This window comes from Maribacter sp. X9 (assembly GCF_048537565.1).
Taxonomy (GTDB): domain Bacteria; phylum Bacteroidota; class Bacteroidia; order Flavobacteriales; family Flavobacteriaceae; genus Maribacter.
The window spans coordinates 577,036-602,576 of record NZ_CP183215.1; the positions used below are offsets into that span (position 1 = coordinate 577,036).

The window sequence follows — 25,541 nt, forward strand, 5'->3', positions numbered from 1 at the left end:
ATGTTCAAAAAGCTGATTTTAGTTCTTAGTCTTTTTACCGTCCTACTAAGCAGTGCCCAAAACGAAAAACTTTTCGATCAAGCCACTACGGCATACAATGCTGGAGAATACGAAAAAGCAATTGCTTTTTATACCGATATTTTGGAAAATGGAGAACATTCGGCAGCGGTATATTACAATTTAGGAAATGCTTATTACAAACTTAATGAAATAGCAGACAGTATTTATTACTACGAAAAAGCCCTATTGTTAGCCCCCAATGACAAGGAAATAAAAACGAATCTAAGCTATGCGCAAAACATGACTTTAGATGCCATAGATACGGTTCAAGAAACGGGTATTTCAAAATTATATAAGAACATAACGGGGAAGCTGACGTTTGATCAATGGGCATACCTGGCCATTGCGGCAATGTTTCTTTTTGTTCTGTTATATATAGCTTTCTACAATTTCAATTACTCTTCAAGAAAACGATGGGCATTCATTGGCAGCCTCATAGCCTTGTTCGTTTGTATTATTGCTATACTGTTTGCCTATATACAACAAAAGGACTTTAATCAAAAGCGACCCGCTATTATCTTTGCGGAAGAATGTAGCATAAAGGCCGAGCCCAACGAAGCCGGTCAACAAGTTTTTTTATTACATGCCGGTACTAAGGTCAATATTCTTGACGAGTTGAACGATTGGGATAAAATAGGATTGACCGATGGCAAAACTGGCTGGATTCTAAAAAGTGAATTGAAACCATTAAAAGATTTTTAGCTTTTCAATGGCAGATATTTAAACTATCGGCTATCTTTAACCACATATAAGTTTCATGAATTCTAAAATTATAATCTTTTTAGCGCTTTTTCTATCTGCGGCGATATTTGCACCGTCGATTAAATCGCTATTGGATTTAGATTCGAAAACTGGTTTGGCAATCGACCTCAACGAAGAAGAATCACAAGAAATTCAAAATGATATTGATCAACAGGAATTCTTAGAGGTTGAAAAACACTATCAATTTTACAGTCAAGCCGAAAAGGCAATGTTGACTAACTTTTCTGTTTCCAATATAGGCAGCTCTACATCTTTGGACATTCTTCTTCCTCCCCCAAGGATGAACGCCTAATTTTCTTTTTTTCAATCAGTATAATCCTTTACTAGGCATTTGTTTTTGATGTCTTTCTAATAATTTACTTACCTTATGTTCAAGCATATAAAAAGTGATATTCCTGCGAGTATCGTCGTATTTTTTGTGGCCCTTCCCCTATGTCTAGGCATTGCTTTAGCCAGTGGCGCACCATTGTTCTCTGGCGTTATTGCCGGTATTGTTGGGGGTATCGTAGTCGGGGCACTGAGTGGATCCAAAATTGGAGTTAGTGGCCCAGCCGCAGGGTTAGCGGCTATCGTACTTGTAGCCATCGGCTCTTTAGGCGGTTATGAAAATTTTTTGGTGGCGGTTGTATTGGCCGGGGTAATACAAATCATCTTCGGAATAGTAAAAGCAGGTATTATAGGGTACTATTTTCCATCTTCCGTCATTAAAGGAATGCTTACAGGCATTGGTATTATCATCATCTTAAAACAGATTCCACATTTTTTCGGCTATGATCCCGACCCAGAAGGAGATTGGGCATTTTTTCAAGTAGATGGACAAAATACCTTCACCGAAATCTTGGATACCATCAATAATATAAGTCCGGGCGCAACACTTATAGCCATCATAGGTTTAGGGATACTTATTTTATGGAGCAACGTACTTTCAAAAAAAGGAAAACTATTTCAATTGATACAAGGGCCTGTAGTTGCGGTAGTGACCGGAATTTTATATTACATAGTGACAAAAGATCACAACGTCCTTGCCATTTCAGATGAACACATGGTCAACGTACCTGTACCAGATGATGTTTCTTCATTTTTAGCACAGTTTAGTTTTCCTAATTTCGGAGCCATTACCAATCCGCAAATATGGATAACAGCTTTTACCATGGCACTGGTCGCAAGCCTTGAAACCTTACTTTGTGTTGAGGCAACCGACAAATTAGATCCCGATAAAAATGTAACTCCTACGAATAGGGAACTATTGGCACAAGGCGTAGGTAACATCGTGTCGGGGTTAATTGGAGGTCTACCCGTTACACAGGTCATTGTGCGCAGTTCGGCGAATATACAGTCGGGTGGTAGAACGAAATTATCAGCCATTATCCACGGTTTTTTATTATTAATTTCGGTTATACTTATCCCAACATTGCTCAACATGATTCCCCTGTCCGTTTTGGCGGCTATTCTTTTTGTAGTAGGTTTCAAACTGGCCAAACCCTCGTTATTCAAAAAAATGTACCTGTTAGGGTGGAAACAATTCCTCCCTTTTATTGTAACCGTTCTAGGTCTTGTATTTACAGATATGTTAATGGGTATCTTGTTAGGGTTGGCCGTAGGCATTGGGGTGATCCTTATAAAAAGTTATCAAAACTCGCACTTTCTTCATATCGAGGATAAAAGTGATGGAAAACATCGTATTCAAATGACATTGGCAGAGGAGGTCACTTTCTTTAACAAAGGCGCCATTCTTAAAGAACTGGACAGTTTGCCTGCGAATACAGATTTAGAGTTGAATTTACTTAAAACCCGATATTTAGATCATGATATCATTGAAATACTGGAAGATTTTTCGTTCAAGGCAAAAGAAAGGAACATTGATATACGACTGGTTTCAAAACGTGGTGTAGTTAGAAATCCTACCAGTTATATAGATTTTTTTGATGACAGGCCTAAATCCGATATAAGTTTAAGCTAAATAGGGAAAGAATAAAGCCATCATTTGCATGGCATTAGACCGGTTCAACTGGTTTCAAAAATTACGATCACACATGAAAGCACATACTAGAGAAACACAAGCGACAATGACCCCCGAAAAGTCATTGCAATTTTTAAAAGAAGGAAACCAACGGTTTCAAAACAATTTAAAGGCCAACCGCAATCTTTTAGAGCAGGTCAATGACACAAGTGATGGGCAATTTCCATTTGCAACTATTTTAAGCTGTATCGATTCTCGCGTGTCGGCAGAGCTAGTTTTTGATCAAGGTCTTGGCGATATATTCAGTATACGTATTGCGGGTAATTTTGTCAATGAAGATATCCTTGGAAGCATGGAATTTGGATGTAAATTGGCCGGCACCAAACTAGTCGTGGTATTAGGACACACTAGCTGTGGCGCCATAAAGGGAGCATGTGACCATGCCCGCTTAGGCAACCTAACGGCATTGATCAATAAAATCGAACCCGCCGTTGAGGCCGTAAAGGAACCCAAAGATGAACATGTCAGAAATTCTGAAAACTTAGCGTTCGTAGATGCGGTCGCTGCAAAAAATGTTGAGCTTACCATAGAAAATATTCGGTCGCGAAGCCGAGTATTGGCCGACATGGAAGAAAAAGGCGAAGTGATGATTTTAGGGGCCATGTACGATATTTCAAACGGTGAAGTGACTTTCTATTGATTTGAACTCATAAATAGATTCTTGAATTTTAATAGTTTTATAAACTATCTTTCAACCCATTAATTTTTCAATAAAATAGTATGGATTTAACAAACGTCTTTGAAAACAATAAAGTTTGGATACAGGAAAAGCTTCATACCGAATCAAACTATTTTGAGGAACTGGGTAAGGGGCAAAATCCAGAGCTTTTATACATAGGATGTTCAGATAGTAGAGTAACTGCAGAAGAGCTCATGGGGCTAAAACCCGGTGAAGTATTTGTTCATAGGAATATTGCCAATATGGTTATCAACATTGACCTAAATTCCATGTCCGTTGTTGAGTATGCCGTAGCGCATTTAAAAGTGAATCATATTATCGTTTGCGGCCATTATGCCTGTGGTGGCGTAAAAGCCGCTATGCAATCTGCCGATCTTGGTCTTTTAAATCCGTGGTTGCGCTGCATACGTGATGTATACCGACTCCATAAAGAAGAATTGAACGCAATTAAAAACGAAGAAACGAAATATGACCGGTTGGTAGAATTGAACGTTCAAGAACAGTGTGTAAACTTGATAAAGACCGCTGTTGTACAAAAAGCTTACCGAGATCGAGAACTAAAAGTACATGGTTGGGTTTTTGACGTTCATACCGGTAAACTGGTCGACCTGAAAATAGATTTTGAGGGAATATTGAATGATATCATGGAAATATATCATTTAGATTAAGACTGTAAACCATTTAACTTACAAAAAAATTTGTCTTTATCAGCGCGTGCTGCTTCTACCATCAATCAAAACCTAAAAAAACAGGACTTACTGTGGTAAAAGTTATAAATTTGCCCTTTTAGTAGCGCACCATGATCGAGAATATAAAGAAACAGATTACCGAGGTTACCTCGTTTACTGCTGATAATTTAGAAGCCGTTGAAGCATTCCGGATTAAATATTTAGGCAAAAAAGGAATTTTAAATGACTTTTTTGCAGAATTCAAGAATGTTCCGAACGAACAGAAAAAGGAATTTGGGCAAACCATTAACCAACTAAAGCAAGCCGCTACCGAAAAAGTAGAATCCCTCAAAGAAACCTTGCAAAGCACCGACACCGAAGAACACATGTATGGTGATCTTACAAGACCCGGTAACCCTATAGAGTTGGGTGCCCGTCATCCCATTTCTATCGTGAAGAACAAGATCATCGATATTTTTTCAAGAATCGGCTTTAATGTATCCGAAGGTCCTGAAATAGAGGATGATTGGCATAATTTTACGGCACTAAACCTTCCAGAATATCACCCAGCCCGTGATATGCAGGATACTTTTTTTATACAGACCGATCCCGATATTCTTTTACGAACCCATACTTCATCGGTACAGGTGCGTTATATGGAAAACAATAAGCCGCCTATTCGCACCATTTCTCCAGGCAGGGTATACAGAAATGAGGCGATATCTGCACGTTCCCACTGTTTCTTTCATCAGGTGGAAGGCTTGTATATCGACAAGGATGTATCCTTTGCAGATTTAAAACAGACCTTACAGTATTTTACGACCGAACTTTTTGGGAAATCCAAGATTCGATTAAGACCTTCATATTTTCCATTTACCGAACCTAGTGCGGAATTGGATGTCTACTGGGGATTGGAAACGGAGACCGATTATAAAATGACCAAAGGAACCGGTTGGTTAGAGATTTTGGGTTGCGGTATGGTAGATCCAAACGTACTTAAGAATTGTGGAATTGACCCAGAGATTTATTCAGGTTTTGCCTTTGGTATGGGCATAGACCGAATTGCACTTTTATTACATCAAATTACAGATATACGTTTACTGAGTGAAAACGACCTTCGTTTTCTGGAGCAATTTAAAAGTGCCCTATAATAGCTTTTCGTGAAAAAAGATATTGAAATACCGATTGCCAAAGATGTGTATATAGCCATAATCCACGAATGGAACGAAGAATTCTTGGGCAAGGATTGGAACGCTTATCTAATTAATAATAGAACGTCCTTTATAGAAATGGCCATGGTGGTATCTAAAGGATACGATGGTGACACAAAGACCTCTACCATGCGGCACGCCATACCTGTAGTAGCAGCAAAATCCTATGCCAAAATCGAAGTCGTGCAAGAAGAAGTTTTAGCATTGAACAATGAATTTTTTGTGACCTACTATGCAGATAATAAATTATACGAAAAACGTTTTCTTTTTGAAAAGCATAGTGTTGCCGAGAACAATCTTGTAACTATTCCACTAATTGAGAAAGAGGGGGTTTTTGCCAAATAACTACGCAACCTTTGGTAAGAATTTCATCTTATACACATGATGATAAAATATTTTCTTGCCAGTTTCTCCCTGATTTTCCTAATGACATGTGAAAAGGAAGACGAAGTTGAAGATTGTGCCGCAGTATCATGCCTAGCACAGACCGCTTCTATCGAATATGTTAATGCAAATGGCGACAACTTAATTGCTAATAAAACTTATTTACTAAAAGATATACGAATCGTAAAAGAAGAAAATCTCGTTAACACCAATCAAGAAACTGAAGAAACCCAAGTTCAATTTTTTATTTCAGGGTCAGAGGGTGAAAATACCTACAGTATTGAATTAAACGATTCTGAGAACGACATCCTTACGCTAAACTTGAACATGACCAGCCCAAGAAGTGAATGTTGTAATCCTATTTTTGAAATTATAAACGCCACATATAACGGCTCTTCGATTGAAATCATCACAGAAAACAATGGTCCTAAAATAGTGGTCGTTAAATCTCAAGATTAAGCGCTACCACGTTTTAAAGGGCTTTTTACTTAATTGAGAATTATAATATTTTATTTCTCCTGTTACTTCTTTGCCCAACCAATCTGGCGTTTCAAATTCTTCTTTTTCTGATGATAATTCTATCTCGGCAACCGTAAGACCTTCATTAGCACCATAAAACTCATCCACTTCAAACAGATGGTGGCCTACAGGTATTTCAAACCTACATTTTTCCAATACCCCTTTTTCACATAATTCCAATAAAGCTTCGGCCTCTATGACCGGAATCTCCTTTTCCCATTCGAAACGTGAAGTACCCGATGTATTGGACCTGCCCTTAACGGTGATAAACCCTGTTTCTCCTTTTATCCGAATCCTTACAGTTCTATCGGCATCGGTATTTAAAAACCCTTGAACAATACGTGTCTTCGACTTTGCAAAAGATTTATAGTCCGATGATTTGACCAAAAATTTACGTTCTATTTCTATCATATGATTCTTTGACCCTACTATACTTACACTAAGATAAGTCTTAAATTTGCTTATGCCCAATGAATTGACCTTACGGAAAATTATCCATGTAGATATGGATGCTTTTTATGCCTCCGTTGAGCAATTGGACAATCCAGATTTACGAGGAAAACCAATAGCAGTAGGTGGTAACTCTAAACGGGGCGTTGTAGCTGCCGCCAGTTACGAGGCCAGGAAGTTCGGTGTGAGAAGTGCCATGAGTAGTGTGGTTGCCCGACGTAATTGCCCCGAACTTATCTTCGTAAAAGCTAGGTTTGATAGGTACAAGGAAATTTCACAAAAAATAAGAACTATATTTTTTGAATACACCGACTTAGTTGAACCGCTTTCATTGGATGAGGCGTATTTAGACGTCACAATCAATAAAAAAGGGAATCCGTCCGCTACCTTAATTGCAAAGGAAATTCGACGGCGTATCTTAATTGAAACGGGATTAAATGCATCGGCCGGTATATCCATCAATAAATTCATTGCCAAGGTTGCCAGTGATATCAATAAGCCCAATGGTCAGAAAACTGTGAATCCAGAAGAGGTGATTCCTTTTTTAGAAAATCTTGATATTCGTAAATTTTACGGTGTTGGTAAAGTAACGGCGGAAAAAATGTATCGATTGGGCATCTTTACAGGTAAAGATCTTAAAGGTAAAACCCTAGCGTTTTTGGAAGAAAAATTCGGGAAAAGTGGTAGCTATTACTATGATGTAGTACGTGGCATTCACAATAGCGAAGTAAAAGCACATCGCATTCCAAAATCAGTAGGTGCGGAGAGAACTTTTAGTGAGAATCTGAGCAGTGAAATCTTTATGCTGCAACGCTTGGAGCATATTGCCCAAGAATTGGAACGACGCTTAAAAAAAGCAGGCATAGCGGGAAAAACCATTACCTTAAAAATAAAATATAGCGATTTTACCCTTAACACTCGAAGTAAGACTTTACCTTATTTTATAGCCGATAAAGGTTTGATTCTTGAAACCGCAAAAGATCTCTTATACCAAGAAGAATTACAGAACTCGGTAAGGCTACTAGGAATATCACTTTCTAACTTAAATACTGATACTAAAGCAACTATAAAAAATGAAGATAACTCAATTTTAGTACAGTTAAAATTCGACTTCTGAATATTCAGCCGACTTTTGGACACTTTTACCTAATAATCAGAAATGTTAACAAAAATTAACTGTGTTTACTTGTACAGGCAGATTCACTAGAATAATTTTGGCGACTTGAAATGAAAGGACTTTTTTTTAAATATTTTCTATCTCTTATCATACTGCTTTTCAGCATATGTTCGCCTGCGTTAGCATATTCTAATACAAGCGGTTCTTCATTTTATCACCACACACAAAGTGTAACACCTGGCAATACAGACTTCTACGTTGCACTTCAAAACAAAAACACTCACGTTAAGGGTTCTTTGGGCGATAACAACAAATCGCTTGAAATAGATGCCGCAGAAATTGAGGAGGAAGAAGAAAGTAGTTTACTAAAAATTGAAGGTTCTAAATTTAATTCAACTTCATTCTATCTTTTATCCCTTTTATTTTTATTCAGTTACCTACTGAAAAGTAAAAATCTTCAAAAATTACTTTCTTTTATCCATTTGTCGGATAGACGTTTTGTCCTATTCCAAGTATTTCGATTATAAAATTCTATCGGGCACCAACTTCGTTGTCCTAACCTAAACGCGGGTATACCAAACTGTATGAGCCAAAGATGGCTAAACTACATTACCCGTTAGCAATGCTTATCCACATTTCTAAAATTCATTGTACCAATCATTATTAATATTAAAGTTATGAACAAGAAAATTCTCATGCTAGTTACTATTTGTACTATTGTTTTACAAATTAGCTGCCATCAAGAAAAAAAAGAAAAAGAACAGGAAACCAAGTTCACGGTAACCAAACCCTTAAAAAAAGACACCGCAATCACAAAAGACTATGTAGCTCAAATACATTCTGTTCGGCATATAGAATTGCGTGCACTAGAGAGAGGATACCTGCAAAAAATTTCAGTTGATGAAGGCCAAACGGTGAAGAAAGGGCAGAAAATGTTTCAAATCATGCCTAATGTTTACCAAGCTGATCTTCAAAAAGCAGAGGCCGAAGCAAAGGTTGCTGAAATAGAATTAAAGAATACCCAACTTTTAACAGACAGTAAAGTTGTATCAGAAAATGAACTAGCCATGGCGAAAGCAAGTTTTGATAAGGCTAAGGCAGAAGTTTCATTAGCGAACACGCATTTAGGGTTTACAGACATTAGAGCTCCGTTTGATGGTATGATGGACCATTTACATGTAAGGGAAGGAAGTCTTTTAGATGAAGGAGAGTTGTTAACCACCCTCTCCGATAACAGCAAAATGTGGGTCTACTTCAATGTTCCCGAAGCAGAATACCTTGATTACATTATGAGCGCCGACAAGGACAGTAAGAAAGAAGTTGAGCTTTTAATGGCCAACAATAAAAAATTCAATCAAAAAGGAATCGTAGAGGTCATCGAAGGAGAATTCAACAATGAAACAGGGAATATAGCCTTTAGGGCAACCTTTCCTAATCCGGACAGAATTTTACGCCACGGTGAAACCGGTAGTGTAATAATGACCTTACCTTTTAAAGACGCATTGATCATACCTCAAAAAGCAACTTTTGAAATACTGGATAAAAAATATGTATTTGTCATCGACAAGGATAATGTCGTGAAGCAAAGAGAGATTTTTGTGGCCGCAGAGCTGCCGCACCTTTTTGTAATTAGCAAAGGATTAAAATCGGATGATATTATTCTTTTGGATGGTATCCGTATGGTAAAGAATAACGAAAAAATAAGCACTGAATTTGTTGAACCCAATGAAGTAATTTCCAAGTTAGCCGTGTACGCGGAATAATAAGAACTAATACAAAAAAGATATGTTCAGTAAGTTTATTAAGAGACCGGTTTTGGCCATAGTCATATCGGTAATAATAGTTTTTGTGGGCCTGCTTTCCATTAAGCAATTGCCCATTTCACAATTTCCGGAAATTGCACCGACCACGGTGAACATTTTCATTGCATACCCAGGTTCAAGCGCAGATGTATTGGTGAAATCAACACTAATCCCTTTAGAAACGGCTATCAACGGCGTACAAGGAATGAGATATATAGCCTCTGATGCAACTAGTGCCGGTGAGGGAACCTTGCGTATTATTTTTGAGCCTGGTACAGACCCTAATCAAGCAGTGGTAAGGGTAAAGACCAGGGTCGATCAGGTAATGCCCCTGTTGCCCGAACTGGTTCAGCGAGAAGGTGTTATCATTACGCCCGTACAACCAAGTATGCTAATGTATGTGAACCTTTATAGCAATAATAAAGATGATCATGAATTGTTTCTCTACAATTATGCATACACGAAAATGATTCCCGAAATTCAACGCATCAACGGTATAGCTAGTGCGCAAATATTAGGTAGCCGTAAGTTCGCCATGAGAGTCTGGCTAAAACCTGACCGTATGCGTGCCTATAATGTTTCTGCAGAAGAAGTATTAAAGGCCATGGAGGAGCAAAGTATCTTGGCTAGGCCAGGTAGGATTGGACAGAGCTCAGGTAAAACATCACAATCGTTAGAATATGTTTTGATGTATCAAGATAGGTTCGATGAACCAGAACAATATGAGGAAATCATCATAAAGGCAAACGAGGAAGGTGAAATATTGAAATTAGGTGACTTAGCCGATGTTGAATTAGGGAGTGAATTTTTTGACATTTATTCTAATCTAGATGGTAAACCCTCGGCTTCAATAGTATTGAAACAAACGTTTGGGAGTAATGCAAGTGAGGTAATAAAGGAGGTTAAAGATAAATTAAAGGAGCTTGAGGCAGATTTGCCTACGGGTTTGGAGTATAAGATCAGTTATGATGTCTCCAACTTTTTGAATGCATCTATAGAGCAGGTAATGCACACACTTAGAGATGCATTTATCCTCGTTGCCATAGTAGTATTCTTATTCTTAGGGGATTGGAGATCAACCTTAATTCCCATTATTGCTGTACCCGTTTCTTTGATAGGGGCATTTTTTATCATGCAGCTTTTCGGACTTTCTATAAACTTGATAACGCTTTTCGCCTTGGTATTGGCTATCGGTATTGTGGTCGATGATGCTATCGTAGTGGTTGAAGCTGTACATGCAAAAATGGAAGAAACACATTTGGGACCTTATGATGCCGTAAAACTTGTGGTCAATGAAATAGGAGGTGCAATCATTGCAATTACCTTGGTAATGGTTTCTGTATTTATCCCTATCGCTTTCATGACCGGGCCAGTTGGGGTGTTCTATCGGCAGTTTTCAATTACGATGGCAGGATCTATAATTCTTTCGGCCATTGTGGCGTTGACCTTGACCCCTGTGCTTTGTGCGATGATCCTTAAAAACAATCATGGTAAGGCCAAAAAGAAATCCCCGATAGATAAATTCATTGATTGGTTCAACAGAGGTTTTGAAAGACTTACTGGACACTACGGTAATATATTGAACCGTATTGTCGCGAGAAGGTTATTGACCTTCGGAATTTTAGGCGCTTTCTGTGTAGGCATATTCTTCACGAATGAGGTATTACCCGCAGGATTTATACCCAATGAAGATCAAGGTATGATCTATGCCATTATTCAAACCCCTCCAGGATCCACATTGGAGCGTACTAATGACGTAGCTCGAAAATTGCAACAAATTTGCGAGGAAACCGAAGGTGTGGAATCAGTATCTTCCTTGGCTGGTTATGAAATCATGACAGAAGGTAGGGGATCTAATGCAGGTACGTGTTTGATTAACCTCAAACCCTGGTCAGAACGTCATCATTCTGTTCATGAAATCATGGAGGAGTTGGAAGAAGAGACGAAGAACTTGGGTGCGGTCATCGAATATTTTGAGCCACCTGCAGTTCCCGGTTTTGGTTCGTCCGGTGGTTTCTCTATGCGTTTATTGGACAAAACGAATGGTACGGACTACCACGAGTTCGAGAAAATCAACAACAACTTTATGGAAGAGCTCTCCAAACGCGAAGAACTTACCGGTCTGTTTACATTTTATTCTGCAAATTATCCGCAATACGAACTTAAGATCAACAATAAGATTGCCATGCAGAAAGGCGTAACTATTGATAAAGCGATGGAAAACCTGAACATTCTTATCGGTAGTACCTATGAGCAGGGGTTCATACGTTTTGGGAGGTTCTTTAAGGTCTACACCCAAGCCGCTCCAGAATATAGGGCCTTACCAACAGATCTCGAGAAATTGTTCGTAAAGAACGAAGAAGGTGAGATGGTTCCCTACTCTGCATTCATGACGATGGAAAAGCGTTTGGGTCCAAACGAGATTACCCGTTATAACCTTTATAATTCCGCAGCAATTAGAGGGCTTCCCGCTTCAGGTTTCACTAGTGGGGATGCCATTAACGCCATCAATGAAGTTGCTGAAAAAACATTGCCCAGAGGCTATGACGTAGCTTGGGAAGGCCTATCCTACGATGAAGCAAGAAGAGGAAACGAATCGTTGTACATCTTTTTAGTGGTATTGATTTTCGTATACTTTGTACTTGCAGCCCAGTACGAAAGTTTTTTATTGCCATTCGCCATTATTCTCTCCTTACCCGTGGGGGTTTTAGGCTCCTTTATAATGCTAAAAGGTATGGGACTGGCGAACGACGTTTATGCACAAATCGGACTCATAATGCTTGTGGGCCTATTAGGTAAAAACGCCGTGCTTATCGTAGAATTTGCCGTACAAAAAAGACGGCAAGGAAGTACGATTCTAGAATCGGCCATTGAAGGTGCCAAAGTTAGGTTTAGGCCTATTCTAATGACATCGTTCGCGTTCATTGCGGGTCTTATTCCCTTAGTTATCGCACATGGTGCAGGAGCCATAGGAAACAGGACTATAGGTGGTTCTGCAATGGGAGGTATGCTTATGGGTACCTTATTTGGGGTCTTAATTATTCCTGGTCTTTATTATATTTTCGCTAAAATGGCAGATGGACGTAGTCTGATAAAAGGTGAGTCCAATGAACCTGTTTCAGAGGAATTCATGAGAATCAGCGAAGGAGAAAGTAAAACTAGGGAGACACTTAGACAACTTAGGAAAGTATTGAAAAAATTAACCAAAAGAGATAAAAATGATTAAGACTATAAAATTCATGGCGAAGCATGGAAAACTACTTTTGGTGCTTCTTATTAACGTGGGTTTATTCTATTCCTGCGGACCTACAAAGGACTTGAAACAGGAAAACAAAAATCTTCCCGAGAACTATTCGCGACAATCAACCGATACCATAAATAGCGGAACCTTAAAGTGGAGGGATTTCTTCCATGATCCCAACCTAGTGAAACTGATCGACACCGCTCTGGTAAACAATCAGGAATTGAACATTATGCTGCAACAAATCGATGTAGCCAAGAATGAGGTAAAAGCCAGAAAAGGGGAATATCTACCTTTTCTAGGTTATGGCGCAAGTGCAGAGGTTGAAAAAGTAGGCGAATATACCAGGAATGGTGCCGTAGAGAAGAATCTTGACATTAAGGACGGGGAAGAATTCCCAGAACCCTTAGCAGACTATTCTGCCGGAATTTTTGCCTCTTGGGAGCTTGATATCTGGAAAAAGTTACGTAATTCTAAAAAGGCGGCCGTACTTGAATACCTTTCCTCAATTGAAGGAAAGAACTTTATGGTGACCCGGTTAATTGCCGAAATTTCAGATTCTTATTATGAACTTCTTGCCTTGGACAATCAACTGGCTTTCATCGAGCAAAACCTTGAATTACAGAGCAATGCCCTTAAGATGATCAGAATACAAAAACAGGCTGCCCGTGCAACAGAGCTTGCCGTTCGAAGATTTGAAGCAGAGGTCTTAAAAAATCAAAGCCACAAGTTCGAAGTGCAGCAAGAGATTATCGAAATGGAGAATAAGATTAATTTCCTGATTGGTCGACAACCACAGCATATAGATCGAAATTCTGAAGATTTCATTCAAACACAGATGGATACCATTTACGCAGGGATCCCTTCACAGCTATTGCGAAACAGACCTGATATTCGTCAGGCTGAATATGAATTGCAAGCTGCCAAGTTGAACATTAAGGTAGCAAGAGCAAACTTCTACCCTTCGCTTGGTTTAAAAGCCGGTATCGGTCTTCAGGCATTCAATCCAAAGTATTTGACTTCTACGCCAGAATCATTAATGTACAAAGCCGTTGGTGAAATTGTCGGACCTTTAATCAACAGAAATGCCATAAAAGCACAATATAACACGGCAAACGCAAAACAAGTACAGGCCGTTTATGAGTTTGAAAAGTCAATCCTTAAAGGCTACATAGAGGTCGTAAATCTACTCTCGAAAATGGAAAATTTGAAAAAGAGTTATGAGCTAAAAGAAAATCAAGTAAAAGCTTTGACCGAATCCATTGATTTGTCCACTCAATTGTTCCAATCTGCAAGAATAGAATATATCGAAGTATTGTTTACACAAAGAGAGGCACTTCAATCTAGAATAGAGTTGGTAGAAACCAAAAAAGACCAACTGATGGCTAGAGTCAATGTTTATCAAGCTCTAGGTGGTGGCTGGAATAATTAATCAATAGTACATTTTATACCTTTACTTATGTTAAAACCCCTTTTGGAAAAAAACCAATTGGGGTTTTTAATTTTAATTCAATGCAATCATTATCTCGGCATACTCCTCATAATTTTTTGTTTACAGTTCTCATTACTCACACGAACAAAAATCAGTGTTCACTTAAACACTTTTGTTAATCACTGCTCAATAGTTTTATTAATTTCAAGTATTTTATACCTTTAAAGTTAATCTTTATGAGAAATAGAATTTATCTGATAGCTTTAAATTTAAATGAATGAAAGATTACGACGATGCTGTAATAAAGTTTAGAAAAAGTTTAAATTATCCACTTTTACCTATTGTATCTTGGGATTTTTATGCTCAAAATTTTGATGCCATGAAAAAATCCGCTGAAGACATGAATGTATTATTGGCCTTAGCATCAACCAATGCTTGGAAATTAAGTACCAATTTATTGGATGAAAAACTTAAGGCTGACAAAAATGTAATTGTTGTAACAGATCCGAACTTAACCATTGTCTTTGCCTCCCATAATATTTGGGATATGAACCAGTATCGGCCAGAAGAGATTATTGGTCAAAAACCTAAGATGTTTCAGGGAATCAAAACTTCAAAAGCGTCGTTAAAAATAATTTCTGATGCCGTCAAAGAAAATAGACCTTTTGAAACAACGGTAATCAATTATAGAAAAGATGGTTCGACCTATAACTGTTGGATCGAAGGGCAACCCGTATATAATAAAAAAGGAAATGTAGTTAACTTTATTGCCTTTGAGAAAGAGGTAGCTTAAAGGTAAAATACATATACATAAAAGGGCCGCACATGTGCGGCCCTTTTATGTATATAACTACAATTTTTCTACATATCTCCAGACTCAATTTCGGTGACACGTAATGTATTTACCATCCCTTTTTCCTTAATAGGCATTGCTGCAAGGCTGATTAACATATCCCCAACTTCTAAGTAGCCTTTTTTAAAGGCCATACGGTTAACATCATCAATAGTATCGTCTGTAGAAACATCTCGGTCATAATAAAAGGCCTTGACTCCCCAAAGTAGGTTCAATTGGGTGAGGATTCTTTTATTTGATGTAAAAACAAGAATATGAGCACTCGGCCTCCAAGCAGAAATTTGGAATGCAGTATATCCGCTATTCGTTAACGTCGAAATTGCTTTTGCCTTAATTTCGTTCGCCATTAAGGCGGCATGGTAACAAACGGATTTGGTTATAAATCTTTTGGTGCGAATATGCGGTGGGTCATGAGGCACATGAATTAAATCGGAACCTTCAACACTTTCAAGAATACTGGCCATTTTTTCTATGACCTGCACTGGGTAATTACCAACAGAAGTCTCTCCCGATAACATAACGGCATCGGCACCGTCCATTACAGAGTTGGCAACATCATTTACCTCTGCCCTGGTCGGGGTAAGGCTCGTAATCATGGTTTCCATCATTTGTGTTGCGATAATCACGGGAATTCTTGCCTTTTTGGCCCGTAACACTAATTGTTTTTGAATTAAAGGAACTTCATGAGCTGGAACTTCAACACCCAAATCTCCACGAGCTACCATGAGTCCATCACAATAAGCGACAATCTTATCGATATTCTCTACCGCTTCCGGTTTTTCAATTTTAGCGATAATCGGAATCTTATGCTTGGAATGCTTGCTGATAATATTCTGAAGATCGATCAAATCTTGGCTAAAACGAACAAAGGAAAGTGCAATCCAATCCACTTCTAAAGAAATGGCGAATTCTGCATCCTTAATATCCTTTTTAGTCAGTGCGGGAAGCGAAATATTAGTATTGGGTAAATTAACTCCTTTTTTTGATTTTAAAGGACCCCCTTGTATCACTTTGGCCTTTACCTCATCTTCTCCATTGGTGGTAACCACCTCGAACATTAATTTACCATCATCCAAAAGAATACGCTCACCGGCTTTTACGTCCCTAGGAAATTCTTGATAGTTCATATACACGCGTTCAGCACTACCTTCAAAAGGCTTACCGGTCACAAATGTAATCTCGTCTCCTGGGCTTACAACCACATCCCCAGCCATAACTCCAACACGTAATTTCGGACCTTGTAAATCTGCTAAAATAGACGTATTAATGTCCAATTCATCACTTAATTCACGTATCATTTTCACACGCTCTTTAACATCCTCATAATCGGCATGGGAAAAATTTATTCTAAAGACATCTACGCCCGCCTTAATCATGTCTCTAAGCACCTCTTCCTTACTTGTTGCAGGCCCTAATGTTGCTACAATTTTTGTCTTTTTTACAGTTGGCATTTTTAAAATATTAAATTGTTCTTTGATTTTAGTTTATCAGTACTTATTTCATAGGCCGCCATAATTTTCGGCATCATAAGTATATTCTTAATTAGCATATCTGCTTCGATGTCTTTTTCGGTTTCAATCTTTAATAGATAATCAACATCCTTATATTCAGGAACCAACCTTGGTGTTATATAAGTTGTTTCGTTTTGGAACAAGTCATTATTCGATATAAGTTCTTTCTCACTACTCTGGTTAGCAACTAGAACCCAATACCTATCATGAAATACATCATCCCATTCAAAAATTGGAAACGATTTGTTTTCAGCAAGAGTAAAATTGCTTTTAGCTCTAATAAACCTTGCCTTCATACCCTGATTCAAACCATAGACCAAAGCATAATCTTCTAATGTAGTATGCAAAGCTATCAAAATAAAAGATTCGTCATAAAAATCATCATTTATTTTATAGATGGATGCCATACGCCAAGAAAAGGGTAAATATAGAACTTATAAGCTACAAAGCCTAGTTTCACAAATTGATATAAATACTTAAAAAGTTATTAAAACGTTAGTGTTTCGTAATTTTACCTGATGATTAATGCTCCATTTTATCCTGAAGTGCGAAAAAGGCCCTTTTGGAAGCTCTTTCCTCTGCTTTCTTCTTTGAGGTCGCCCGAGCCTTGGCCACTACATTACCTCCAATAGATAGCTTAACTGCAAAATGTTTCAATGCATCATTACCTGTATCTTCATAGACATTATAGTCGAAGGTCTTTTTCTGCTTTTGGCACCATTCAATTACCAAACTCTTGTAGCTGATGACCCTGCCCTCTAACTGCTCAATATCGACATAGGGTTCGATCACCCTTTTTTGAATGAACTTTTCACAATAATCATAACCTCGATCCAAATAAATTGCCCCGACCAGGGCTTCGAATACGTTCCCATGTATGTTCTGTCCAAAATGGGATTTAGGGATTCTACTTTCTACATAATCGATTAAACCCAAATCTTTTCCAAGTTCGTTTAGATGGTCTCTACTAACTATTTTAGATCGCATTTTGGTAAGATATCCCTCATCACCTTCGGGTACTTCATTGTATAAGTGTTTTGAAATAATGGTACCCAGCATAGAATCTCCTAGAAACTCCAACCGCTCATAATTCATGGCATTGCCTTGATCGTCCTTTTTATTCATTGATCGATGAAGGAAAGCTTTCTTATAAAAGGACAGGTTTTTTGGTTTAAATCCTAAAATCTTCGTTATTCCCAAAAAAAAATCCCCATCCTCTTTAGGATGGGAATTAAATAAGTTTGTGGGAAAGGCCATAAAAAGAAATTAATCTATTTTTTTAAAAACTACGCAAGCGTTATGCCCCCCAAAACCAAAGGTATTACTCATGGCCACCTTTACATCTCGTTTTTGTGCCTTATTAAGTGTAAGGTTTAAACTAGGGTCTATACTTTCATCAACAGTGGTATGATTAATGGTCGGTGGTACCATACCATGTTCCATGGCTAAAATCGAGGCAATGGCTTCAATTGCTCCAGCCGCCCCTAATAAATGTCCGGTCATGGACTTGGTAGAATTAATATTTATGCTTTTTGCATGTTCCCCGAAAACTTGGGTGATAGCTTTTAGTTCAGCAACATCTCCCAACGGCGTAGATGTACCATGCGTATTAATAGCATCAACATCTTCAATGGATAAACCGGCATCCCTAAGACAATTTTCCATAACCCTGACTACACCGATACCATCTGGATGCGGGGCTGTCATATGATAGGCATCACTTGACATTCCACCACCGGCAACCTCTGCATAGATTTTTGCCCCTCGTGCCTTGGCATGTTCGTATTCCTCTAATATCAAAGCCCCTGCACCTTCTCCCAAAACGAAGCCATCTCGGGTTGCGTCGAAGGGTCTTGAAGCTGACTCCGGACTTTCATTTCTAGTGGACAATGCGTGCATGGCGCCAAAACCACCCATACCTGCAATGGTTACGGCTGCTTCACTACCACCGGTCACAATAACATCGCAATGACCTAAACGTATATAGTTCAAGGCATCGATCATAGCATTGGCCGATGACGCACAGGCAGAAACCGTAGTATAGTTAGGCCCCATAAAACCATGTTTTATAGAAATATTCCCCGGCGCAATATCTGCAATCATCTTTGGTATAAAGAATGGATTAAACCTTGGCGTACCATCTCCATTCGCAAAATTCATTACCTCATTTTGAAAAGTTTCAAGACCCCCTATTCCTGCGCCCCATATAACCCCAACACGAAATTTATCAATTTTATCCAAATCCAATTTGGAATCAAGAATGGCTTCGTCAGAAGAAATCAACGCATATTGCGCAAATCGGTCCAACTTACGGCCTTCTTTTCTATCAAAATAATCTTCTGTATTGTAATTCTTTAACTCACATGCGAATTTTACTTTGAACTTTTCTGTATCGTAATAGGTTATTGGTGCTGAACCACTTTTTCCGCTTACTAGTGCATCCCAATATTCCTCAATATTATTTCCTATTGGGGTAAGTGCTCCCAATCCTGTAACTACAACTCGCTTTAACTGCATTGAACTTTTTTTTAGTTTAAATATAAACCAAGCGTAAATTAAAAAAAATTATCCATGCGGAGCATTTTACCACATGGATAATTTGGATTCTATTTAAGAAAACATGAATTTACTTCGCTTCTTCTATATAGCTGATGGCTTGACCCACGGTTGCGATATTTTCGGCTTGATCATCTGGAATCTGAATGTCGAATTCTTTTTCGAATTCCATTATCAACTCTACTGTGTCCAATGAATCTGCCCCTAAATCGTTCGTAAAGCTAGCTTCTGATACCACTTCGTTTTCATCAACTCCCAATTTATCAACGATGATAGCTTTAACTCTTGATGCAATGTCTGACATAATAATATTTGTTTTAAAAATTTAAATTGTTGGCAAAAATAAAAAACTTTGGTTTAATTACACTAATTGTCGGTAAAATGTATGGTAATTTAATAAAATTAAACACAAGTGCAGTAATTTTACCATATTAATATTTCGTTTTGGTAACGTTTAAAAAAGGGTATTAAAAATAAGAGTGTTCATAGAACTAAAAATCACAAATTGTTTTTTATGTGCCGCTTTGATTTTGATTCGCTTTTTTCTACCAATTTTAATTCGTCGATCACCTTCTTTTAAACAACACTTGTTTTGAAAACCAAACAAATTATTTTATTTGCCTCAGGTTCTGGATCTAATGTTGAGAACATTGCCAACTATTTTAAACTACGTAACGATGTTACTATATCATGCGTTCTATCGAACAAAAGCGATGCGAAAGTCTTAGAGCGGTGTAATAGATTGAATATTAATGCGCTTTATTTTAACCGCCATGCATTTTCAAAAAGTGATTTTATTTTGAACATGTTAAAATCGTTAAATCCAGACCTCATTGTTTTAGCAGGGTTTCTTTGGAAAATTCCTGAAACCATTACAGATGCTTTTCCTAATAAAATTATCAATATTCATCCTGCGCTATTACCCAAATACGGGGGCAAGGGCATGTTTGGCATGCATGTTCACAATGCGGTGAAGCAAAATAAAGATCAACAAACCGGTATTACGATACATTATGTCAACGCTAATTATGATGAAGGTGCCATTATAAAACAGGCCAAGACTACTATTGATGCAAAAGATAGCGCAGAAGCCATAGCTTCAAAAGTACATCAACTGGAGTATGATCTATTTCCTAGAGTAATTGATGATTTACTATTCAACAATTAATGGCGAAAAAGACGAAATTCTATGTTGTCTGGAAAGGAAAGCGTCCTGGTATTTATGATTCTTGGAAGGATTGCAAAGCAGCGATCACAGGTTATGGAGGAGCTGAATATAAATCATTTGAATCCTTTGAAATAGCCAAGAAAGCCTATAACGGCAATTATTCAGATTATAAAGGTCAAAAAAAAGAAAAGTCTTCCCTTTCAAAAGAAGAATTATTAAAAATCGGACAACCCAATTACCACTCGATTTCTGTTGATGCAGCATCAAGCGGCAACCCTGGCATTATGGAATACCAAGGGGTAGACACCAAAACGGGTAAGAAATTGTTTAGGCAAGGGCCTTTTCCTCAAGGCACCAACAACATCGGGGAATTTCTGGCGATTGTTCATGGCTTGGCCTATCTTAAGGAACGAAATAGCGACCGAATTATCTACACAGATTCGAGAACCGCCATTAGTTGGGTGCGAAAACGTAATTGCAATACAAAGCTCGCGGAGTCTGCCCAGAACAAAAACCTCTTCAACCTGATCAATCGGGCGGTTGAATGGTTGAAAAAAAATCAGTACAACACCCCGATCGTTAAATGGGAAACCAAAGCTTGGGGTGAGATTCCTGCAGATTTTGGGCGCAAGTAATTTTCAAACTTTTTCATCAACATTCTTTTAATAACTATTACAACGAGTATTCACTAATCCATTTTAATTCGCACTTCAAAATCGTATATTTGCAGCTTAATTTTTTACCGAAATATGGGCAAACTTTTAATTGTAGGTACGGTCGCTTTTGATGCCATCGAGACTCCTTTTGGCAAAACGGATAAAATCTTAGGCGGCGCAGCTACTTTTATTGGGTTAGCGGCTTCTCAGTTCGATGTAGATTCAGCTATCGTCTCCGTGGTAGGGGAAGATTTTCCCCAAGAGTATTTAGACCTCTTAACGGATAGGAATATTGATATCTCTGCCTTGGAAATTGTCAAAGGAGGTAAGACCTTCTTTTGGAAAGGCAAATACCAAAATGATCTTAACTCGAGGGAGACATTGATAACAGATTTAAATGTATTGGCCAATTTTAATCCTGTGGTGCCAGATGATTTTAAAGATGCTGAGGTAGTTATGTTGGGTAATCTCCATCCATCCATCCAATTGAGTGTAATTAACCAATTGAAAAAACGACCAAGACGTATCATTTTGGATACCATGAACTTTTGGATGGACAACACTTGGGATGAGTTGCAGGAAGTTATTAAACATATCGATGTTTTGACCATCAATGACGAAGAAGCGCGGCAACTGACCCAAGAATATTCTTTGGTGAAAGCGGCACAAAAAATTTATGGAATGGGCCCTAAATATGTGGTCATAAAAAAAGGTGAACACGGTGCCTTGTTATTTCATAAGGAGCAGATTTTCTTTGCGCCGGCGCTACCGCTTGAAGAGGTGTTTGACCCAACAGGTGCAGGTGATACTTTTGCCGGAGGTTTTGCCGGATATTTAGCAGCTAGCGATGATAGCTCGTTCAACAATATGAAGAAGGCCGTAATACATGGGTCTAACTTGGCATCTTTCAGTGTTGAGAAATTCGGAACCGAAAGAATGCTCAGTTTGGAACATAAAGAGATTAAAGATCGTTTACATCAATTTAAAAAATTGACCCAATTTGATATTGAATTACAATAAACCCCTAGCCCCAAAATTTTGGGGTTTTTTTAATACCAAAAAGTAATGAGTGACGCTATTAAGCATGAATGTGGTATTTCAGTAATACGCCTATTAAAGCCCCTGGAGTATTATAAAGAAAAGTATGGAACAGCATTTTATGGTGTAAATAAAATGTATTTGATGATGGAGAAACAGCACAATCGCGGACAGGACGGTGCCGGTTTTGCCAGCATTAAATTAGACGTAAAAGCAGGGGAACGTTATATGAGCCGTGTTCGGTCATGTAAGCAGCAACCCATACAGGATATTTTCGCCCAGATAAATGACCGCATCAATACAGAGTTAAAGGAGAACCCAGAATATGAGCACAATGTCGCCTTACAGAAAAGGAACATTCCTTACATAGGCGAACTACTCTTAGGTCATGTACGCTATGGAACTTTTGGCAAGAACAGTATAGAAAGTGTACATCCATTTTTAAGACAAAATAACTGGATGCACCGTAACCTAATCGTGGCAGGTAACTTTAACATGACCAACGTTCATGAACTGTTCGACAATCTTGTGCAATTGGGACAACACCCGAAAGAGATGGCGGATACCGTAACGGTAATGGAAAAAATAGGCCATTTTTTAGATGATGCCGTTGCTAAGCTCTACAAGCAAATAAAGAAGGAAGGTTACACCAAGCAACAGGCATCCCCTTTGATTGCTGAGCGTTTGAATATTGCTAAAATCTTAAGAAGGGCCGCTAAAAATTTTGATGGTGGTTACGCCATGGCAGGCTTACTGGGCCATGGGGATGCTTTTGTGCTACGCGATCCAAGCGGAATTAGACCGGCCTACTATTATAAGGATGATGAAGTGGTGGTGGTGGCGTCAGAAAGGCCAGCCATTCAAACCGTATTCAACGTTCCTTACGAGGAGGTAAAGGAACTAGATCCTGGTTGCGCCATTATAATAAAAAAGAACGGTACAAGTGCCGTTAAACAAATTCAAGAGCCTAAAGAACGTAAGGCCTGTTCTTTTGAACGGATCTATTTTTCTAGAGGTAGTGATAAAGAAATATATCAGGAACGAAAGGCATTGGGCAAACTAGTTTTTCCTCAAATTCTAGAAGCCATAGATGAGGATATAAAGAATACCGTATTCTCCTATATACCCAATACGGCTGAAACCTCCTTTTATGGAATGGTAAAAGAAGCTCAAAATTATCTGAACAAGAAAAAGGAAGAACAAATATTGTCTTTAGGCCCGAACATTACCGGGGAGCAACTGCATGAAATTCTAGAAGTTAGACCGCGTATAGAAAAAGTAGCCATAAAAGATGCCAAACTAAGAACCTTTATTACGCAAGACAGTAGTAGAGACGACCTTGTCGCCCATGTTTATGACATCTCTTACGGTTCGGTAAAGAAAGGAGATAACCTCGTAATTATAGATGATAGTATTGTTAGGGGGACTACTCTTAAAAAAAGCATTCTTAAAATATTAGATCGCTTATCCCCGAAAAAAATTATTGTGGTTTCTTCTGCACCGCAAATTAGGTATCCTGACTGTTATGGTATCGACATGGCCAAATTAGAGGACTTTATTGCTTTTAAAGCGGCTTTGGCCTTACATGAAGAACAGAACACCATGGATATCGTAGAGGACATCTATAAAAAGTGCTTGACCCAAGTACAAACGAAAGACAAGGATGTAATCAATTATGTGAAAGATTTCTATGCGCCATTTACCGCAAAACAAATTTCAAAAAAAATCGGAGCGCTTTTAAGTCCGGAAGGAATAAATGCGGAAGTATTTATTATCTATCAAACCATTTCAAGTTTACATGAAGCCTGCCCTAAAAATTTGGGCGATTGGTACTTCACCGGCAACTACCCGACCCCAGGTGGAAACCGAGTTGTCAATCGAGCTTTTATCAATTTTTACGAAGGAAATAATCAACGAGCCTATTAACCATTTCTTCGATGAAATGCATGATAATTGTGTATTTCATCGGCAAATGGTGCATTTCGTCGATAGAATAGTATGATTGGAACACTGCGCTTTACATTTAAACTTACCATAGCATAAGTAGGTTAAGTTCATGGTAAGATTTGGGGCAAAAAAGGTGGAGAACTCTCCGCCTTTTTTATTTAATAAAATCACCCAATTTCTGCTTTCAACTCTATTTCAACCAAATCATACCGTTTGACCTAATTAGAAGGAGTTCAACCAATATCCTTTTTTACAAAACATTCCGTACTTACCTTTGAAGGACCATAGCATAAGTAGGTTAAGTTCATGGTAAGATTTGGGGAAAAGACGGGGCGATGCTCCGTCTTTTTATTTTATACCCACGAGGTTTCCCCCTAGAAAACTCTTCATCAATTTAAATCACATAAAACGGTCATTCAACTAAAGATCAGGAAGTTTAACGGATGCTTACTCTTAGTACTCAAACTACCCATATATTTGAAGGACCATAGCATAAGTAGGTTAAGTTCATGGTAAGATTTGGGGAAAAGACGGGGCAATGCCCCGTCTTTTATTTTATCCTAGATCAGCTTTTTCAAGATTGCTATAGCACAAAACAACAGTCCCTCGATTTAAGATAACGGTGAGGAAAAGAAATTAATTTTCTTAAAATTTCTTTTTTTATTTATTCAATACCAGTAATTTAGTATCGCCATAGCATAAGTAGGTTAAGTTTATGGTAAGATTTGGGACGAAAAGGGTGGAGATTTCTCCGCCCTTTTCTATTTATAGAACTAAAAGAACCACCCAAGAAAATTTCTTAAGTGGTTCTTTTATCATGTTTTAGCAAGCGCTAAACTTACAAAATGCTATTTATTCTTAGCATAAAGTTTTGAAACCTCTTCCCAGTTTATAATATTGAAAAACGCATCAATATATTCAGGTCTCTTATTCTGATAATTAAGATAATATGCATGTTCCCAAACGTCCAATCCTAAAATTGGGTATCCACCACAACCAACTCCCGGCATTAGTGAATTATCTTGGTTAGGTGTAGAACAAACTTCTACCTTACCCCCTTTATGCACGCATAACCAAGCCCAACCTGAACCGAATCTTGTACCGGCAGCAGTGGTGAACTTTTCTTTAAACCCGTCAAAAGAACCAAAGGCACTATCAATAGCCTCTGCTAGTTCTCCGCTTGGCTTACCACCACCATTAGGAGATAAGATTGTCCAAAATAAAGAGTGATTATAAAAACCGCCACCATTATTTCTAACGGCAGAATTCGTCATATCCAGACCGGTTAAAATATCCTCGATTGATTTTCCTTCAAGTTCAGTTCCTTTTATCGCATCATTTAACTTCGTAGTATATCCGTTATGATGTTTCGTATGATGTATTTCCATTGTCTTTGCGTCAATATGAGGCTCAAGAGCATCATAAGCGTAAGGCAATTTTGGTAATTCAAAAGCCATAATGTATCTG

Annotated in this window: 25 protein-coding genes; 18 read left to right on the forward strand and 7 right to left on the reverse strand. The window is 38.2% G+C overall.

The features are described from left to right. The 8 genes from ACNR9Q_RS02425 (at position 1) to ACNR9Q_RS02460 (ending at position 6,243) form a co-directional block, all read left to right on the forward strand. Complete coding sequence (locus ACNR9Q_RS02425; protein WP_419213001.1) at positions 1–762, forward strand: tetratricopeptide repeat protein; 762 nt, start codon at positions 1–3, stop codon at positions 760–762. 55 nt (positions 763–817) lie between these two features. Beyond that, the gene (locus tag ACNR9Q_RS02430; protein WP_419213002.1) at positions 818–1,114 is read left to right on the forward strand and encodes a hypothetical protein; all 297 of its coding nucleotides are present in this window, start codon (positions 818–820) and stop codon (positions 1,112–1,114) included. Positions 1,115–1,189: 75 nt separating this feature from the next. Beyond that, the gene (locus tag ACNR9Q_RS02435) at positions 1,190–2,782 is read left to right on the forward strand and encodes a SulP family inorganic anion transporter (RefSeq protein ID WP_419213003.1); all 1,593 of its coding nucleotides are present in this window, start codon (positions 1,190–1,192) and stop codon (positions 2,780–2,782) included. 73 nt (positions 2,783–2,855) lie between these two features. After that, positions 2,856–3,482 (forward strand): carbonic anhydrase family protein, encoded by a 627-nt coding sequence (locus tag ACNR9Q_RS02440; protein ID WP_419213004.1) that lies wholly within the window; start codon positions 2,856–2,858, stop codon positions 3,480–3,482. Positions 3,483–3,562: 80 nt separating this feature from the next. Then, positions 3,563–4,189 carry a carbonic anhydrase gene (locus ACNR9Q_RS02445; protein WP_419213005.1) on the forward strand — a complete coding sequence of 209 codons (627 nt, stop codon included), beginning with the start codon at positions 3,563–3,565 and terminating at the stop codon, positions 4,187–4,189. A gap of 131 nt (positions 4,190–4,320) precedes the next feature. Further along, complete coding sequence (gene pheS, locus ACNR9Q_RS02450) at positions 4,321–5,340, forward strand: phenylalanine--tRNA ligase subunit alpha (protein ID WP_419213006.1); 1,020 nt, start codon at positions 4,321–4,323, stop codon at positions 5,338–5,340. A gap of 9 nt (positions 5,341–5,349) precedes the next feature. Then, on the forward strand, positions 5,350–5,745 hold the full coding sequence (locus ACNR9Q_RS02455; protein ID WP_419213007.1) for a hypothetical protein: 396 nt from the start codon (positions 5,350–5,352) through the stop codon (positions 5,743–5,745). A 36-nt stretch (positions 5,746–5,781) separates the two neighbouring features. Continuing rightward, a complete protein-coding gene (locus ACNR9Q_RS02460; protein ID WP_419213008.1) occupies positions 5,782–6,243 on the forward strand; it encodes a hypothetical protein in 462 nt (153 codons plus the stop codon). Between the two features lie 3 nt (positions 6,244–6,246). On the opposite strand, the gene ACNR9Q_RS02465 is transcribed toward ACNR9Q_RS02460, so the two are convergent. Then, positions 6,247–6,714 (reverse strand): CYTH domain-containing protein, encoded by a 468-nt coding sequence (locus ACNR9Q_RS02465; protein ID WP_419213009.1) that lies wholly within the window; start codon positions 6,712–6,714, stop codon positions 6,247–6,249. A 52-nt stretch (positions 6,715–6,766) separates the two neighbouring features. On the opposite strand from ACNR9Q_RS02465, the gene dinB reads away from it, so the two are divergent. From dinB to ACNR9Q_RS02495, 6 genes are all read left to right on the forward strand, one after another. Next, positions 6,767–7,870 (forward strand): DNA polymerase IV, encoded by a 1,104-nt coding sequence (gene dinB, locus ACNR9Q_RS02470; protein WP_419213010.1) that lies wholly within the window; start codon positions 6,767–6,769, stop codon positions 7,868–7,870. Positions 7,871–7,980: 110 nt separating this feature from the next. Next, on the forward strand, positions 7,981–8,397 hold the full coding sequence (locus ACNR9Q_RS02475) for a hypothetical protein (protein ID WP_419213011.1): 417 nt from the start codon (positions 7,981–7,983) through the stop codon (positions 8,395–8,397). Between the two features lie 150 nt (positions 8,398–8,547). Next, a complete protein-coding gene (locus ACNR9Q_RS02480) occupies positions 8,548–9,633 on the forward strand; it encodes an efflux RND transporter periplasmic adaptor subunit (RefSeq protein ID WP_419213012.1) in 1,086 nt (361 codons plus the stop codon). A gap of 22 nt (positions 9,634–9,655) precedes the next feature. After that, on the forward strand, positions 9,656–12,898 hold the full coding sequence (locus ACNR9Q_RS02485; RefSeq protein WP_419213013.1) for an efflux RND transporter permease subunit: 3,243 nt from the start codon (positions 9,656–9,658) through the stop codon (positions 12,896–12,898). Beyond that, positions 12,891–14,345, forward strand: a complete 1,455-nt coding sequence (locus ACNR9Q_RS02490) for a TolC family protein (RefSeq protein ID WP_419213014.1) — start codon at positions 12,891–12,893, stop codon at positions 14,343–14,345. The genes ACNR9Q_RS02485 and ACNR9Q_RS02490 overlap by 8 nt, the downstream gene beginning before the upstream one ends. 277 nt (positions 14,346–14,622) lie before the next feature. Further along, complete coding sequence (locus tag ACNR9Q_RS02495; protein ID WP_419213015.1) at positions 14,623–15,138, forward strand: PAS domain-containing protein; 516 nt, start codon at positions 14,623–14,625, stop codon at positions 15,136–15,138. 68 nt (positions 15,139–15,206) lie between these two features. On the opposite strand, the gene pyk is transcribed toward ACNR9Q_RS02495, so the two are convergent. The 5 genes from pyk to ACNR9Q_RS02520 form a co-directional block, all read right to left on the reverse strand. Next, positions 15,207–16,649, reverse strand: a complete 1,443-nt coding sequence (gene pyk, locus ACNR9Q_RS02500; protein WP_419213016.1) for a pyruvate kinase — start codon at positions 16,647–16,649, stop codon at positions 15,207–15,209. A 2-nt stretch (positions 16,650–16,651) separates the two neighbouring features. After that, positions 16,652–17,116 carry an IPExxxVDY family protein gene (locus tag ACNR9Q_RS02505; protein WP_419213017.1) on the reverse strand — a complete coding sequence of 155 codons (465 nt, stop codon included), beginning with the start codon at positions 17,114–17,116 and terminating at the stop codon, positions 16,652–16,654. A gap of 115 nt (positions 17,117–17,231) precedes the next feature. After that, a complete protein-coding gene (gene rnc / locus ACNR9Q_RS02510) occupies positions 17,232–17,966 on the reverse strand; it encodes a ribonuclease III (RefSeq protein WP_419213018.1) in 735 nt (244 codons plus the stop codon). Positions 17,967–17,975: 9 nt separating this feature from the next. Then, positions 17,976–19,226 carry a beta-ketoacyl-ACP synthase II gene (fabF, locus tag ACNR9Q_RS02515; RefSeq protein WP_419213019.1) on the reverse strand — a complete coding sequence of 417 codons (1,251 nt, stop codon included), beginning with the start codon at positions 19,224–19,226 and terminating at the stop codon, positions 17,976–17,978. 109 nt (positions 19,227–19,335) lie between these two features. Beyond that, the gene (locus ACNR9Q_RS02520) at positions 19,336–19,569 is read right to left on the reverse strand and encodes an acyl carrier protein (protein ID WP_047247024.1); all 234 of its coding nucleotides are present in this window, start codon (positions 19,567–19,569) and stop codon (positions 19,336–19,338) included. A 288-nt stretch (positions 19,570–19,857) separates the two neighbouring features. On the opposite strand from ACNR9Q_RS02520, the gene ACNR9Q_RS02525 reads away from it, so the two are divergent. The 4 genes from ACNR9Q_RS02525 (at position 19,858) to ACNR9Q_RS02540 (ending at position 24,053) form a co-directional block, all read left to right on the forward strand. Continuing rightward, entirely contained in the window at positions 19,858–20,433 is a 576-nt protein-coding gene (locus ACNR9Q_RS02525) for a phosphoribosylglycinamide formyltransferase (RefSeq protein ID WP_419213020.1), read from the forward strand. Further along, positions 20,433–21,068 (forward strand): viroplasmin family protein, encoded by a 636-nt coding sequence (locus ACNR9Q_RS02530; RefSeq protein WP_419213021.1) that lies wholly within the window; start codon positions 20,433–20,435, stop codon positions 21,066–21,068. Before ACNR9Q_RS02525 ends, ACNR9Q_RS02530 begins: the two co-directional genes overlap by 1 nt. Before the next feature lie 114 nt (positions 21,069–21,182). Then, entirely contained in the window at positions 21,183–22,109 is a 927-nt protein-coding gene (locus ACNR9Q_RS02535) for a PfkB family carbohydrate kinase (RefSeq protein WP_419213022.1), read from the forward strand. Between the two features lie 45 nt (positions 22,110–22,154). Further along, on the forward strand, positions 22,155–24,053 hold the full coding sequence (locus ACNR9Q_RS02540; protein WP_419213024.1) for an amidophosphoribosyltransferase: 1,899 nt from the start codon (positions 22,155–22,157) through the stop codon (positions 24,051–24,053). Positions 24,054–24,922: 869 nt separating this feature from the next. On the opposite strand, the gene ACNR9Q_RS02545 is transcribed toward ACNR9Q_RS02540, so the two are convergent. Then, positions 24,923–25,531 (reverse strand): superoxide dismutase, encoded by a 609-nt coding sequence (locus ACNR9Q_RS02545; protein WP_419213025.1) that lies wholly within the window; start codon positions 25,529–25,531, stop codon positions 24,923–24,925. Positions 25,532–25,541 lie beyond the last annotated feature (10 nt).